10 protein-coding genes are annotated in these 14085 nt (G+C 74.9%); 9 read left to right on the forward strand and 1 reads right to left on the reverse strand.

Annotated elements, in window-relative coordinates; all coding sequences use genetic code 11:
* Positions 1 to 80 precede the first annotated feature (80 nt).
* Positions 81 to 4736 (reverse strand): ATP-dependent helicase, encoded by a 4656-nt coding sequence (locus ACIA6B_RS22415; RefSeq protein ID WP_396775976.1) that lies wholly within the window; start codon positions 4734 to 4736, stop codon positions 81 to 83.
* Between the two features lie 177 nt (positions 4737 to 4913).
* On the opposite strand from ACIA6B_RS22415, the gene ACIA6B_RS22420 reads away from it, so the two are divergent.
* The 9 genes from ACIA6B_RS22420 to ACIA6B_RS22460 all read left to right on the forward strand — a co-directional run bounded on the left by ACIA6B_RS22420 (position 4914) and on the right by ACIA6B_RS22460 (position 13994).
* Positions 4914 to 5267, forward strand: coding sequence for a hypothetical protein (locus ACIA6B_RS22420; RefSeq protein WP_396775978.1), 354 nt, complete (start codon positions 4914 to 4916; stop codon positions 5265 to 5267).
* A gap of 97 nt (positions 5268 to 5364) precedes the next feature.
* Positions 5365 to 8196: a Na+/H+ antiporter subunit A gene (locus ACIA6B_RS22425; RefSeq protein ID WP_396775980.1), complete on the forward strand. Its 2832-nt coding sequence runs from the start codon at positions 5365 to 5367 to the stop codon at positions 8194 to 8196.
* Positions 8193 to 8660 (forward strand): Na(+)/H(+) antiporter subunit C, encoded by a 468-nt coding sequence (locus ACIA6B_RS22430; RefSeq protein ID WP_396775982.1) that lies wholly within the window; start codon positions 8193 to 8195, stop codon positions 8658 to 8660. The genes ACIA6B_RS22425 and ACIA6B_RS22430 overlap by 4 nt, the downstream gene beginning before the upstream one ends.
* Positions 8661 to 8694: 34 nt before the next feature.
* Positions 8695 to 10200 (forward strand): Na+/H+ antiporter subunit D, encoded by a 1506-nt coding sequence (locus ACIA6B_RS22435; protein WP_396775983.1) that lies wholly within the window; start codon positions 8695 to 8697, stop codon positions 10198 to 10200.
* Complete coding sequence (locus tag ACIA6B_RS22440; RefSeq protein WP_396775985.1) at positions 10197 to 10814, forward strand: Na+/H+ antiporter subunit E; 618 nt, start codon at positions 10197 to 10199, stop codon at positions 10812 to 10814. The genes ACIA6B_RS22435 and ACIA6B_RS22440 overlap by 4 nt, the downstream gene beginning before the upstream one ends.
* Positions 10811 to 11074, forward strand: coding sequence for a monovalent cation/H+ antiporter complex subunit F (locus tag ACIA6B_RS22445; protein WP_107156066.1), 264 nt, complete (start codon positions 10811 to 10813; stop codon positions 11072 to 11074). Before ACIA6B_RS22440 ends, ACIA6B_RS22445 begins: the two co-directional genes overlap by 4 nt.
* Positions 11075 to 11079: 5 nt before the next feature.
* Entirely contained in the window at positions 11080 to 11409 is a 330-nt protein-coding gene (gene mnhG, locus ACIA6B_RS22450) for a monovalent cation/H(+) antiporter subunit G (protein WP_396775988.1), read from the forward strand.
* A gap of 165 nt (positions 11410 to 11574) precedes the next feature.
* Positions 11575 to 12933: a hemolysin family protein gene (locus ACIA6B_RS22455; protein WP_396775990.1), complete on the forward strand. Its 1359-nt coding sequence runs from the start codon at positions 11575 to 11577 to the stop codon at positions 12931 to 12933.
* Positions 12930 to 13994, forward strand: coding sequence for a hemolysin family protein (locus ACIA6B_RS22460; protein WP_396775992.1), 1065 nt, complete (start codon positions 12930 to 12932; stop codon positions 13992 to 13994). The genes ACIA6B_RS22455 and ACIA6B_RS22460 overlap by 4 nt, the downstream gene beginning before the upstream one ends.
* Positions 13995 to 14085 lie beyond the last annotated feature (91 nt).

Below are 14085 nucleotides of genomic sequence, written 5' to 3' on the forward strand. Positions count from 1 at the left end.
GATCAGGGCCGGGCCAGCCGTGCGGTGCCGGTCGGTTGGGGCTGAGCCAGCCGGAGTGGTGCCGGCCGGTTCCGGGCGGATCAGCCGCGCAGGCGCAGGCCCCGGGGGGTGGCCCGGAACCCGGCCGCGGTCAGCGCGTCGCGCAGCGGGGAGGAGTGCACCGCCTCGCCGTCGGCGCGCTCCACCGAGATCGCGCCGAGCGCGCCGGAGTGCACCGCGTCCGCGAGCGCCTTGCCGGCCGCCCCGAGCGCGTCGGTGTCGTCGGTGAACGAGAGGATCGTCCGCCCGCCCCGCTCCACATAGAGCACCAGGTCACCGCCGACCAGCACCACCAGCGCGCCCGCCTTGCGCCCGGCCCGGTGACCGGTGGCGGGTGCCGCCCCGTCGCCCGAGTCGACGACGCGGTCCGGCCAGGGCAGCGCCGCGCCGTACGGGTTCGCCGGATCGGTGGCCGCCAGCACCACGGTCGGGCCGCCGCCCCGGTCCCGGCTGTCGTCGGCCAGCGCGCGGATCCGGTCGACCGCGCCGGGCACCGCGAACTGGGCCGCGCCCAGGCCCTCGACGAAGTAGCCGCGTCGGGCCGCCCCGCGCTCCTCCAACGCCGACAGCACCGGGTAGACCGCCGCAAAACCACCTGTCACCTGCTCCGCCACCACCGCGCCCCGGGTCACCACCCCGTGCCGTTCCAGCAGCAGGTCGGCCAGGGCGGCGGCCCGACGGGTCGGGTCCAGGTCGCGTTCCGGCAGCCGGGACCAGCGGCCGGCCATGGTCGGCGGGCCGCCCCGGCTGGGCAGCGCCACCCGACCGGGCCGGCGGTAGCGGGTGCGCGGCGCCGCCGGCCGGGACCGGTGTGCCCCACCCGCGCCCAGCGCGGCCCGCAGCGGCGCGAGCGTGTCGTTGGTCAGGTGGCCGGCCCAGACCAGGTCCCACACCACTGCCGACAACGCGGCGTCGTCGGTGGCGCCGACCCGATCGGAGAGCGACCGGAAGAACAGCGCCTGCCCGTCGCCGAGCGCGTCGAGCACGGCCTCGTGCAGCGGGGTGAGCGTCAACGCCTCGTCCGGTGGCGGCAGCAGCAGCGGCGCGACGTCGGCGTACGCCAGCGTCACCCACCCGTCGCCGCCGGAGATCGCGCCGGCGCCGGCCCAGACCACCTCGCCGCCGGCGCACAGCTCGTCGAGCTGGGCCGGCGAGTAGTCGGCGACCCGGGCCGGCAACACCAGACGCTCCAGCGCGGACGCCGGCACGGTGGTGCCCTGCACCTGCTCCACGGCGGCGGCGACCGCCTCGACGCCCCGGGCCGACGAGCCGACCTGCTGCCAGCGGGGCAGGAACGCGGCCAGCGCCCGGGGCGGCACCGGCTCGATCTCCCGGCGCAGCGCCGCCAGGGAACGGCGGCGCAGCAGGCGCAGCACCTCCGCGTCGCACCACTGGGTGCCGACGCTGTCCGGGGCGAACTCGCCGGAGACCACCCGACCGGTCGCCGAGAGCCGGCGCAGCGCCTGCTCGACCACGAACACCCCGAGCCCGAACCGGGCGGCGCAGGTGGCCGCCGCGAACGGGCCGTGGGTGCGCGCGTACCGGGCGACCAGGTCACCGAGCGGATCGGCCACGGGCGCGAGGTGGGCCTCGGCCACCCCCACCGGCAGGGCCACCCCGAGCGCGTCGCGCAGCCGGGCGGCGTCCTCGACGATCACCCAGCGGTCCTCGCCGGCGACCCGGACCCGCAGCACCCGGCGGGCCGCCGCCAGCTCCACCGGCCACGCCTCCGGCACCCCGCGCTCGGCCAGCTCGGCCGGGCTCAGGTCGCCGACCACCCGGAGCAGCTCGACCACGTCCTCGGCGTCGCGGGGCCGCCGCTGCTCGGTGCGCCACCGCAACTGCCGCTCGGTCTCGGCGAGCACCGCCGGGTCGAGCAGCTCCCGCAGGTCGACCCGGCCGAGCAGCTCGCCCAGCAGCCCGGAGTCGAGCGCCAACGCGGCGGCCCGCCGCTCGGCCAGCGGCGCGTCGCCCTCGTAGAGGAACGCCCCGACGTACCCGAACAGCAGCGACCTGGCGAACGGGGACGGGCGTTCGGACTCCACCTCGACCAGGCGCACCTTGCGGGCGGCCAGGTCGCGCATCAGCCCGCCGAGGGCCGGCTGGTCGAAGACGTCCTGGAGGCACTCCCGGGCGGCCTCCAGGGTGACCGGGAAGTCGGCGTACTCGCGGGCCACGTCGAGCAGTTGCGCGGCGCGCTGACGTTGCGCCCAGAGCGGCTGCCGGCGGCGCGGGTCGCGGCGGGGCAGCAGCAACGAGCGGGCCGCGCACTCACGGAACCGGGCGGCGAACAGCGCCGACGTGCCGACCGACTCCTCGACGAGCTGGGCGATCTCGTCCGGCTCGAAGACCACCACGTCCGCGCCGGGCGGCTCCTCGGCGGTGTCCGGCAGTCGCACCACGATGCCGTCGTCGGAGGGCATGACCTGGGCGTCCACACCGTAGCGTTCGGCCAGCCGGCGGCCGATGGCGAGCGCCCACGGGCCGTTGACCCGGGCGCCGAGCACCGAGTGCACGGCGAGCCGCCAGTCGCCCAGCTCGTCGCGGAAGCGCTCGACCACCACCGTCCGGTCGTCGGGCAGCGACCGGGTGGCCGCCTTCTGCTCGCGGAGGTACGTCATCAGGTTGCCGGCGGCCCAGTCGTCCAGCCCGCCGGCGCGCAGCGCCGCCACCGCGTCGGCGTCGGACTGTCGCAGCAGCGCACGGACCCGGGCGCCGATCGCACGGCCCAGCTCGACCGGCCGGCCGAGCTGGTCGCCCTTCCAGAACGGCATCCGCGCGGCCTGCCCCGGCGCGGGGGAGACCAGCACCCGGTCGGGGGTGATCTCCTCGATGCGCCAGGACGACGAGCCGAGCAGGAACACGTCGCCGACGCGCGACTCGTAGACCATCTCCTCGTCCAGCTCGCCGACCCGCGCGGCCCGCTCGGCCCCGGCCAGGAAGACGCCGAACAGCCCCCGGTCGGGAATGGTGCCGCCGCTGGTCACCGCGAGCCGCTGGGCGCCGGGCCGGCCGGTCAGCACGTCGGTGGCGCGGTCCCAGACCAGCCGGGGACGCAGCTCGGCGAAGGCGGTGGACGGGTAGCGGCCGGAAAGCATGTCGAGCACCGCGTGCAGCGCCGAGTCGGGCAGCTCGGCGAAGGGCGCCGCGCGCCGCACCAGCACGGCCAGGTCGCCGAGCGGCCACGGCTCCAACGCCACCATCGCGACGATCTGCTGGGCCAGCACGTCGAGCGGGTTGCGCGGGTAGTGCAGCTCCTCGATCGCGCCCTCGCCCATCCGCTCGGCGACCACCGTGCAGGAGAGCAGGTCGCCGCGGTGCTTGGGGAAGACCACGCCCCGGGAGACGGCGCCGACCTGGTGCCCGGCCCGGCCCACCCGTTGCAGCCCGGCCGCGACGCTCGGCGGCGCCTCGATCTGCACCACCAGGTCGACCGCGCCCATGTCGATGCCCAGCTCCAGGCTGGAGGTGGCCACCACGGCGGGAAGCTGACCGGACTTGAGCGCCTCCTCGATGTGCTTGCGCTCCTCCCGGGAGACGCTGCCGTGGTGCGCCCGCGCGATCACCGACGGCGCCCCGGCCGCGGCCCCGGACTGCGCCATCACCTCGGCCGGCTGCCGGGGCGCGCGCACCGGCCCGGCCCGGTCGCCGGCCGGCGGGCCGTCGACGCCGGGCAGCAGATCGGATACGCGCACCGGCTCCCCGCCCCGGGCCACGCGGCTGCCCTGCGGGGCGGACGCCGCCTCCGCCTCCTCGGCGGCCAGCTCGTTGAGGCGGGCACAGAGGCGCTCCGCCCCCCGCCGCGAGTTGGTGAACACGATCGTGGACCGGTGCGCGCGGATCAACGCGAGCACCCGCTCCTCGACGGCCGGCCAGATCGAGGGCCGGCGCGGGCCGAGCCCGCCCAGCTCGTCCTCCGGGGGCTCCTGCTCGTCGAGGCGGGTCATGTCCTCCACCGGCACCTGGACGCTGACCTCGATGGTCTTGTCGGCCGGCGGCTGCACCACGTCGACCGGGCGGGCGCCGCCGAGGAAGCGGGCGCAGACGTCGATCGGGCGCACCGTGGCGGACAGCCCGATGCGTTGGGCGGGCCGCTCCAGCAGCGCGTCGAGGCGTTCCAGGGAGAGCGCCAGGTGGGCGCCGCGCTTGGTGCCGGCCACCGCGTGCACCTCGTCGACGATCACCGTGTCCACCCCGCGCAGCGAGTCGCGGGCGGCGGAGGTGAGCAGCAGGAACAGCGACTCGGGCGTGGTGATGAGGACGTCCGGCGGGGTGCGGGCGAAGGCCCGCCGCTCGTCGGCCGGGGTGTCGCCGGTGCGCATGCCGACGGTGATGTCGGGCGGGGCGAGCGCGAGCCGGGTGGCGGCCTGCCGGATGCCGATGAGCGGGGTGCGCAGGTTGCGCTCCACGTCGACGGCGAGCGCCTTGAGCGGGCTGACGTAGAGCACCCGGCACCGCCGCCGGGGGTCGGCCGGCGGAGGCTCCTTGCCCAACCGGTCGAGCGACCAGAGGAACGCCGCGAGCGTCTTGCCGGAGCCGGTCGGGGCGACCACGAGCGCGTGGTGACCGGCGGCGATCGAGCGCCAGGCGCCCGCCTGGGCCGGCGTGGGCGCGGCGAACGCCGCGGTGAACCACTCCCGGGTCGCCGCGCCGAACTCCGCCAGCACCCCGTCGGCCGGGGCCACCTCGTCCGCCACGGCACCATCCTGCCCCGCCGGTACGACATCCGGCCCGTCGCCGGGGTGGTTCCGTACCGGGCGGACAATTGACGCGACGAATAGGGGATTTGTTCCGTTAAGTCTCACTTAACTGCTTGCTTGCGGCATGCAACATAAAGTAACTTCACTCGCAACGTGGCGTGGGTGGAGGCGTGAATGACCGTTGAGGAGCGAGGCTCTCGACCCGGCACCGACGTGCTCATCCGCAAGGTCGACAGCCGGCTCGCCTCGCTCCGCGCCGGTCTGCACGGCCCGGAGCTGAAGCTGGCCGAGGAGTTGGCCGAGCGCCTGCGTCAGCTGGTCGTCGCCACCGCCCGGTCCAGCGCCGCCGACCGCGCGCTGGTCCGCGCCGCGGTGCACTACTTCGTGCTGCGCCGGGAGAGTCGCGACACCCGGCTCCCGGTCCGCTCCCTCGCCGCCGCCCAGCGCGTGGTGGACCGGGCCGCCCGCCAGCTCAACCACCCGACCCAGCCCGGCGACCCCCGCCGAAACCCGGCCCGCTTCCCCTGACGGGTTTCGGGGAAAACGGCGCGGCGGGTGGGGAAGTGGCGTGTGATCGGTCGTACCCGCAGCGTGCCCCCGCGCTGTACCTCGACCGGGAGTACGCGTGCTCGTCCTGCTGATCCTGCACCTGGTGGCGGCGCTGCTCGCCCCGCTGCTGGTCCGCAGGTGGGGCCCGCGCGCCTGCCTGCTGCTGGCGCTCGCCCCGGCGGCCACGGCCGGCTGGGCGGTGGCGCACACCGGCGCGGTACGCCACGGCGGCGCGGTGGTCGAGACGTACCCCTGGATCTCGCAGCTCCGGTTCGACCTGGCCCTGCGGGTCACCACGCTGTCCTGGCTGATGCTGCTGCTGGTCGGCGGCGTCGGCGCGCTGGTGCTCGTCTACTCCGCCGGCTACTTCCCACCCGGCTCGGTGGGGTTGGCCCGGTTCGCCGCCGTGCTGGTCGCGTTCGCCGGCGCGATGCTCGGCCTCGTCGTCGCCGACGACCTGCTGCTGCTCTACGTCTTCTGGGAGCTGACCACCGTCTTCTCCTACCTGCTGATCGGGCACAGCGCCGAACGCCGGGCCAGCCGGTGGGCCGCCGCCCAGGCGCTCACCGTCACCACGCTGGGCGGGCTGGCCATGCTGGTCGGCTTCCTGCTGCTCGGCCACCACGCCGGGAGCTACCGCTGGTCGGCCGTGGCCGCCGCGCCGCTGCCCGGCGGCGGGTACCTGGCCACCGCCGTGCTGCTGATCCTGACCGGCGCGCTGGCCAAGTCCGCGGTGTTCCCGTTCAACGCCTGGCTGCCGGTGGCGATGGCCGCCCCGACCCCGGTCAGCGCGTACCTGCACGCGGCGGCGATGGTGAAGGCCGGCATCTTCCTGATCGGGCTGCTCGGCCCGGCGCTCGCCCCGGCCGGGCCGTGGCGGCCGGTCACCGTGGTCGCCGGGCTGGTCACGCTGGTCGGCGGCGGCTGGGCGGCGCTGCGGCAGTGCGACCTGAAACTGCTGCTGGCGTACGGCACGGTCAGTCAGCTCGGCCTGCTGGCGGTGGCGTTCGGGGCGGGCACCCCGGCCGCGGCGCTGGCCGGCGTCGCCCTGCTGGCCGCGCACGCGCTGTTCAAGGCCGCGCTCTTCCTCGTCGTCGGGCTCCTCGACCACGCCACGGGCAGCCGGGATCTGCGGGACCTGTCCGGCGTGGGCCGGGCCGCGCCGCTGCTGGCCACCGTCGCCGCGCTGGCCGCCGCGTCGATGGCCGGCGTCCCGCCGCTGCTCGGCTTCGTGGCCAAGGAAGGCGTGCTCGCCGCGTTCACCGACCGGCCGTGGGTGCTGGTGGTGCTGGTCGCCGGCAGCGCGTTGACGGCGGGCTACAGCATCCGCTTCCTGTGGGGCGCGTTCGGCACCCGACCCGGGGTCCGGGACACCGTGCTGGACCGACCGCCGGTGGCGATGGTCGTGCCCCCGGCGCTGCTGGCCGTGGCCGGGCTCGCCGCCGGCCTGACCGCCGGCTGGGTGGGCGGCCTGCTCCAGCCGTACGCCGAGCTGTTCGGCCCGGTCGAGGAGCATCTGGCGCTCTGGCACGGGCCCACCGTGGCGCTCGGCCTCTCCGCGCTGGTGCTGGCCGGCGGCGCGCTGCTGCACCTGGCCCGCGGCCCGCTCGCCCCCGCGCTGGCCCGGCTGCGGTCGCCGGTGGGCGGCAACCAGGGGTACGAGTGGATGATCCACCGGTTCGACCGGCTCGCCATCGAGGTCACCGGCGTCACCCAGCGCGGTTCGCTGCCGCAGTACCTCGGCACCGTGCTGCTCGTCCTGGTGTTCGTGCCGGGCGGGGCGATGGTGGCCACCGCGCCGTGGCGGGTCGGGCTGGCGCCCTGGGACAATCCGACCCAACTGGTGGTGTGCGTGGTGATCGCGGTCGCGGCGGTGCTCGCGGTGGGCGCGCGCCGCCGGCTCACCGCCATGCTGCTGGTCGGCGTGACCGGCTACGGCACCGCGATGATGTTCGTCCTCTACGGCGCGCCGGACCTGGCGCTCACCCAGTTCCTGGTGGAGACCGCCACCATCGCCGTCTTCGTGCTGGTGCTGCGCCGGCTGCCGGAACGCTTCTCGGCCCGACCGCTGCGCCGCAGTCGGTGGCTGCGGCGGGCAATCGGCGTCGCCGCCGGCCTGGTGATGGCCGGCCTGGCGCTGACCGCGGCCGGTGCCCGCCGGGCGCCGTCGATCTCCGCGGCGTTCCCCGACCTCGCGGTCGCGCAGGGGTATGGCCGCAACGTCGTCAACGTGACGCTCGTGGACATCCGGGCCTGGGACACCATGGGCGAGATCTCGGTGCTGGTGGTGACCGCGACCGGGGTGGCCAGCCTGATCTTCGAGCGCTCCCGCACCGGGCCGCGCCCGCGCCGCCCCCGCCCGGCGGTGCCGCGCCCCGGCCGTACGGTCTGGCTGCGCGGCGGGCAGACGCTGCACGAGCGGCGGCGCTCGATCGTGTTCGAGGTGGTCACCCGGCTGATCTTCCACACCGTGCTGCTCTTCTCGCTGTTCCTGCTCTTCTCCGGGCACAACGCGCCGGGCGGTGGGTTCTCCGGCGGGCTGGTCGCCGGCCTCGCGCTGGCCCTCCGCTACCTGGCCGGCGGGCGGTACGAGCTGGCCGAGGCCGCGCCGGTCGGGGCCGGCATGGTGCTCGGTGCCGGCCTGGCGGTCTCGGTCGGCGTCGGCGTGCTCGGTCTGGTGCTCGGCGGCGAGGTGCTACAGAGCGTCAAGGTGGATCTGTGGCTGCCGCTGATCGGCCACTTCTACCTGGTCACGTCGCTCTTCTTCGACATCGGCGTCTATCTGGTGGTGGTCGGGCTGGTGCTGGACATCCTGCGCAGCCTGGGCGCCGAGGTGGACCGGCACGTCGAGGCGGCCGGCGAGCCGGGCCGTGGCCTGACGGTCCGGCGTGAGGGGCCGGGCGCGTGACCGGGCCGACGTTGGTGCTGGTGCTGGCGGTCGGAGTGCTCGTCGCCACCGGCGTCACGCTGCTGCTGGAACGCAGCCTGACCCGGATCCTGCTCGGCGTCGTCCTGCTCGGCAACGGGGTGAACCTGCTCATCCTGCTCGGCGGGCGGTCCGGCGCCGCCCCGCTGGTCGGCACCGCGCCGGCCGGCGACATGAGCGACGCCCTGCCGCAGGCCATGGTGCTCACCGCCGTGGTGATCACGTTCGGGCTGACCGCGTTCCTGCTCGCGGTGGCCTACCGGAGCTGGTACACCAGCGGCGACGACGAGGTGCAGGACGACCTGGAGGACCGGCAGACCGTCCGGCTGGCCGAGCGCAACGAGGTGGCCACCGCGGACCTCGGCGGCGAGGGCCCGGACGACGACCCGGAACAGGTCGACCCGGAGCCGGCCCGCCGCCGGCTGCGCCGGAACGAGGGCTCATGAGCGATCCGGTTCCGCGGCGAGCGAAGGCGGCACCGTGAGGGGGCTGGTGCCGCTGCCGGTGGTGGTGCCGCTGCTCGGCGCGGCGCTGACCCTGATGCTGACCGGCCGGCCCCGGTTGCAGCGCTCGATAAGCGTGCTCTGCCTGGCCGGCGTGCTGCTGGTCGCGGTGGTGCTGCTGGTGCAGGCGTACCGGTACGGGCCGGTGGTGGTGCGCGTCGGCGGGTGGCCGGCGCCGGTCGGCATCGTGCTGGTCGCCGACCAGTTGGCGGCGCTCATGGTGGTGGTCTCCTCGGCGGTCACGCTCTGCGTGCTGCTCTACTCGATCGGCCAGGGTCGGGCGGAGACCGGCGAGACCGCGCCGGTGAGCATCTTCCACCCCACCTACCTGGTGCTCACCGCCGGTGTGACGAACGCGTTCCTGGCCGGGGACCTGTTCAACCTGTTCGTCGGCTTCGAGATCCTGCTGGCCGCGAGCTTCGTGCTGATCACGCTGGGCGGCACCGAGGTGCGGCTGCGCACCGGCTCGACGTACGTGGTGGTCAGCATCCTGTCGTCGCTGCTCTTCCTGTCCGCCGTCGGGCTGGTGTACGCGGCCACCGGCACGCTGAACATGGCGCAGCTCGCCGGCCGGCTGGACGCGCTGCCCGCCGGCGTACGCCTGGTGTTGCAGCTCATGCTGCTGCTCGCGTTCGGCATCAAGGCGGCGGTCTTCCCGGTCTCCGCCTGGCTGCCGGACAGCTATCCGACCGCGCCCGCGCCGGTGACCGCGGTCTTCGCCGGCCTGCTGACCAAGGTCGGCGTGTACGCGATCATCCGCACCGAGACGCTGCTCTTCCCCGGCGGCCAGGTCGACGGCCTGCTGATGGTGGTGGCCGGTCTGACGATGGTGGTGGGCGTCCTGGGCGCGGTGGCGCAGTCGGACATGAAGCGGCTCTTCTCCTTCACGCTGGTCAGCCACATCGGCTACATGATCTTCGGGGTGGCGTTGAGCAGCGTCGCCGGTCTGTCCGGCGCGATCTTCTACGTGGTGCACCACATCACCGTCCAGACCACGCTCTTCCTGGTCGCCGGCCTGGTCGAGGAACGCGCCGGCAGCACCGACCTGCGTCGGCTCGGCGGGCTGGCGCGGGTCACCCCGGTGGTCGCGGTGCTCTTCTTCGTCCCGGCGATGAACCTGGCCGGCATCCCGCCGTTCTCCGGCTTCCTCGGCAAGCTCGGCCTGCTCCAGGCCGGCGTGGCGGCCGGCGGCGCGCTGCCCGCCGTGCTGGTCGGCGCCGGCGCGCTGACCAGCCTGCTGACGCTCTACGTGGCGTCCCGGGTGTGGAACATCGCGTTCTGGCGGGCGCCGCGGCTGGCCACCACCACGCCGGACGCCCGACTGCCCCACCTGATGGTCGGTGCCACCGCCGCGCTCGTCGGGCTCGGCGTGCTGCTCACGCTGGTGGCCGGCCCGCTGTTCCAGGTCACCGCGGACGCCGCCACCGACCTGCGCCAACGCACCCCGTACGTGCGGGCCGTGCTGCCCCGGGACGTGCCGTGACCGCCGACCCGGGCCCGGACCGGGGCGGCGCGACGCCGGACGGCGAGCCGCCGACGGTGGGTCGCGGCGGCCGTCGGCGCGACCAGGCCGTGGCGCTCGGCTGGCTGGTCGTCGTCTGGCTGCTGCTCTGGGGCGACGTCTCCTGGGGCAACCTGCTCACCGGCCTGGCGATCGGCGCGGCGGTGCTGTTCTTCTTCCCGCTGCCGTCGGTCACCTTCGGCGGGCGGCTGCGGCCGGGGCCGCTGCTGGTGCTCGCCGGCACGTTCGTCGGGGAGCTGGTCAGCGCCAGCGTGCACGTCGCCGCCGTCGCGTTGCGCCCCGGCTACCGGCCGCGCGGCGGGATCATCGCGGTGCCGCTGCGGGTCCGCACCGACCTCAACCTGGCGCTCACCGCCGAGGTGATCTCGCTGGTGCCGGGCACCCTGATCCTCGACACCGACCGCACGCGCGGGGTGCTCTACGTGCACGTGCTCGACGTGCGCGGCCCCGAGGACCTGACCGGCAGCCGCGACCGCGTGCTCGCCGTCGAACGGCGCATCGTCCGCGCCGTCGGCGCCCCCACCGAGGTACGCCAGCTCGACACCGAACCCGTCGAACGGAGGAACCACCCGTGACCGTCCTGCTCGCCGTCGCGCTGACCGTGCTGCTCTCGGCCACCGCGCTGCTCGCCCTGACCCGGATCTACCGTGGCCCGTCCCTGCTCGACCGCATCGTCGGCGCCGACCTGCTGCTCGCCGCCATGCTCGGCGCGGTGGGGGCGGAGGCGGCGGTGAACCGGCACGCCACCACGCTGCCCGTGCTGGTGGTGCTCTCCCTGCTCGGCTTCGTGGGCTCGGTCTCCCTGGTCCGCTTCGCCGTCCGGGCCGAATCGTGACGGTCGTGACGGTGGTGGCGGACTGGGCGGGTGGGCTCCTGCTGCTGGGCGGCGCGCTGCTGAGCCTGGTCGCCGGCATCGGGCTGGTGCGCTTCCCGGACACCCTGGACCGGATGCACGCCGCCACGAAACCGCAGGTGCTCGGCGTGCTGCTGTTGCTGGGCGGGCTGGCGTTGCGGCTGCGTACCGGCTCGGACCTGGGCATGCTGGCGCTGGTGGCGATCTTCCAGCTCTCCACCGCGCCGGTCGCCGCGCAGATGATCGGACGGGCCGCCTACCGGTCCGGGCGGGTCGACCGGTCCCTGCTCGACGTCGACGAGCTGGCCGGACGCTGAGAACCGGACGCGGGGGAGGCTTTTCGGCACCTTCAGCGAGCATCCAGCGGGCACCGATAAAATGGGCCGCATGATCGACTCTCCTGCCCCGGAGGGCAGCAGTAGCCGGCCGGGTCGTACCCGGCATCTTCCCTCCCCGACGACCCCGGGAGCCCTGAACCTCCCGTGTTGATCCTCGTCGGTCTCCTTCTCATCACCGTGCTCACCGCCGCCACCGGCTATTTCGTGGCGCAGGAGTTCGGTTACGTCGCCGTGGACCGCGGCAAGCTCAAGCAACTCGCCGACGGTGGCGACCGCGCCGCCGCCCGCGCCCTGGAGGTGACCGGACGGCTCTCCTTCATGCTCTCCGGCGCCCAGCTCGGCATCACCGTGACCGCCCTGCTTGTCGGTTACGTCGCCGAGCCGTACCTGGGCGCCGGGCTGGCCGACCTGCTCGGCGTGGCCGGCGTGTCCGGCGCGGTGGCGCTGCCGCTGTCGGTGGCGCTGGCCCTGGTCATCGCCACCGTGGTGCAGATGGTCCTGGGCGAGCTGGCCCCGAAGAACCTGGCCATCGCCCGGGCCGTGCCACTGGCCCGGGCGCTGTCCCGGTCCACCCTGATCTACCTGCGGATCGCCGGTCCGCTGATCACGCTCTTCGACCGGGCCGCCGTGCGGCTGCTCCGCCGGGTCGGCATCGAGCCGATCGAGGAGCTGCCCAGCGGCGCCACCCCGGCTGACCTGGAACAGATCATCGCCGAGTCCCGCGAGGAGGGGCACCTCGACGCGGAGATGTCCGACCTGCTGGACCGGGGGCTCGACTTCCGGGGGCTGACCGCCGGCGAGGCCATGGTGCCCCGGGTCGACGTGCACACCGTCCGGGCCGACGAGCCGGTCAGCCGGATCGTCGAGATGCTCGACACCGGCCACTCCCGGTTCCCGGTGCGCGGCGCCGAGGGCGTCGACGACCTGATCGGCGTGGTCGGCATCGCCGACGTGCTGGGCGTGCCGCCGGCCGAGCGGGCGCGTACCCGGGTCGACGCGGTGGCCGTACCCCCGTTGCTGGTGCCGGAGACGCTGCCGCTGCCGACGGTGCTGGACCGGCTCCGGTCCGGGCACCGGCAGTTGGCCTGCGTGGTCGACGAGTACGGCGGGTTCGCCGGCGTGATCACGCTGGAGGATCTCGCCGAGGAGCTGGTCGGGCCGATCCGCGACGAGGACGACCCGCCGGAGCGGGCGCCGGCCCGGCAGGAGGACGGCTCCTGGGTGGTGCCGGCCCGCTGGCGGATCGACGAGGTCGCCGACAGCACCGGCATCGAACTGCCCGAGGCGCCGGAGTACGACACGCTCTCCGGCCTGGTGATGCGGGAGCTGGGTCGGGTGCCCGAGGTCGGGGACCGGCTGGAGATCGCGCTCGCCGGTGACGGTGACGAACCGCCGCCGTCCGGGCCTCGGGTGCTGGTGGAGGTGCTGGCCGTGGACCGGCACGTCGCCGACTCGGTCCGGCTCCGGACGACCGCCGGCGTGGCCGGGGAGGGTGCGGCATGAGCCCCGGGTTCGCGTTGATCTTCTCCGTGGTGCTGCTGGCGCTCAACGGATTCTTCGTGGCGGCCGAGTTCGCGCTGGTCGCCGCCAAGCGGTACCGGCTGGAGCAGTCGGCGGCCGGTGGCGGCCGGGCGGCCCGCGCGGCGCTGGACGGCGTCCGCGAGCTGAGCCTGATGCTGGCCGGCGCGCAGCTCGGCATCACGCTGTGCACGCTGGGCCTCGGCGCGCTGGCCGAACCGGCCATCGAGCACCTGCTCAGCCCGCTGCTGCACGCGGTCGGTCTGCCCGACGCGGCGAGCCACGTGGTGGCGCTGGTGTTCGCGCTGGGCCTGGTGACGTTCCTGCACCTGGTGGTCGGCGAGATGGCGCCGAAGTCGTGGGCGATCACCGACGCGGAGCGCTCGGCGATGCTGCTGGCGCTGCCGTTCCGGGCGTTCGCCCGGATCGCCCGTCCGGTGCTGTCGCTGCTGAACGGGCTGGCCAACGCGATGCTGCGGCTGGTCGGCGTGCAGCAGCAGGACCAGCTCGCCCAGGTGCACGGCCCGGACGAGCTGCGCATCCTGCTGGAGCAGTCCCGGGAGCACGGGCTGCTCGGCGCCGAGCAGCACCAGTTGCTGACCAGCATGCTGGAGTTGCAGGGCACCACGGTGGCCCAGGTGATGGAGCCGTTCGACAAGATCGTCACGGTCCGCCGGGACGACACCGCCGAACGGATCGAGCACGTCTCCCGGGACAGCGGCCGGTCCCGCCTCGCCGTGGTCGACAGCGGCGGCGAGGTCTGCGGCCTGGTGCACGTCCGGGAGGCGGTACGCGCGGTGACCACCGGCCGGACGGCGACCGCCGGGGAGCTGATGACGAACGCGTTCACGCTGCCGGCCGAGTCGTCCGTGTCCGAGGCGGTGGCGGCGATGCGGGGCCGACAGGCCCAGCTCGCGTTGGTCCGCAACGGTGGTGGCCCGACCCGGCCGATCGGCTTCGTCGCGCTGGAGGACCTCCTGGAGGAGGTCATCGGCGAGTTCGACGACGAGACCGACCCGGTCCCCAGGGGCCGCCGCCTCCGCTGACCCCACCCACCCCACCCCCACCCCGCCCACCCTGGGCGCAGATTCACGGAAAGAGTGGCTATCCGGCCTCGGATAGCCACTCTTTCCGTGA

It is taken from the genome of Micromonospora sp. NPDC051141 (assembly GCF_044455765.1).
Classification (GTDB): Bacteria; Actinomycetota; Actinomycetes; order Mycobacteriales; family Micromonosporaceae; genus Micromonospora.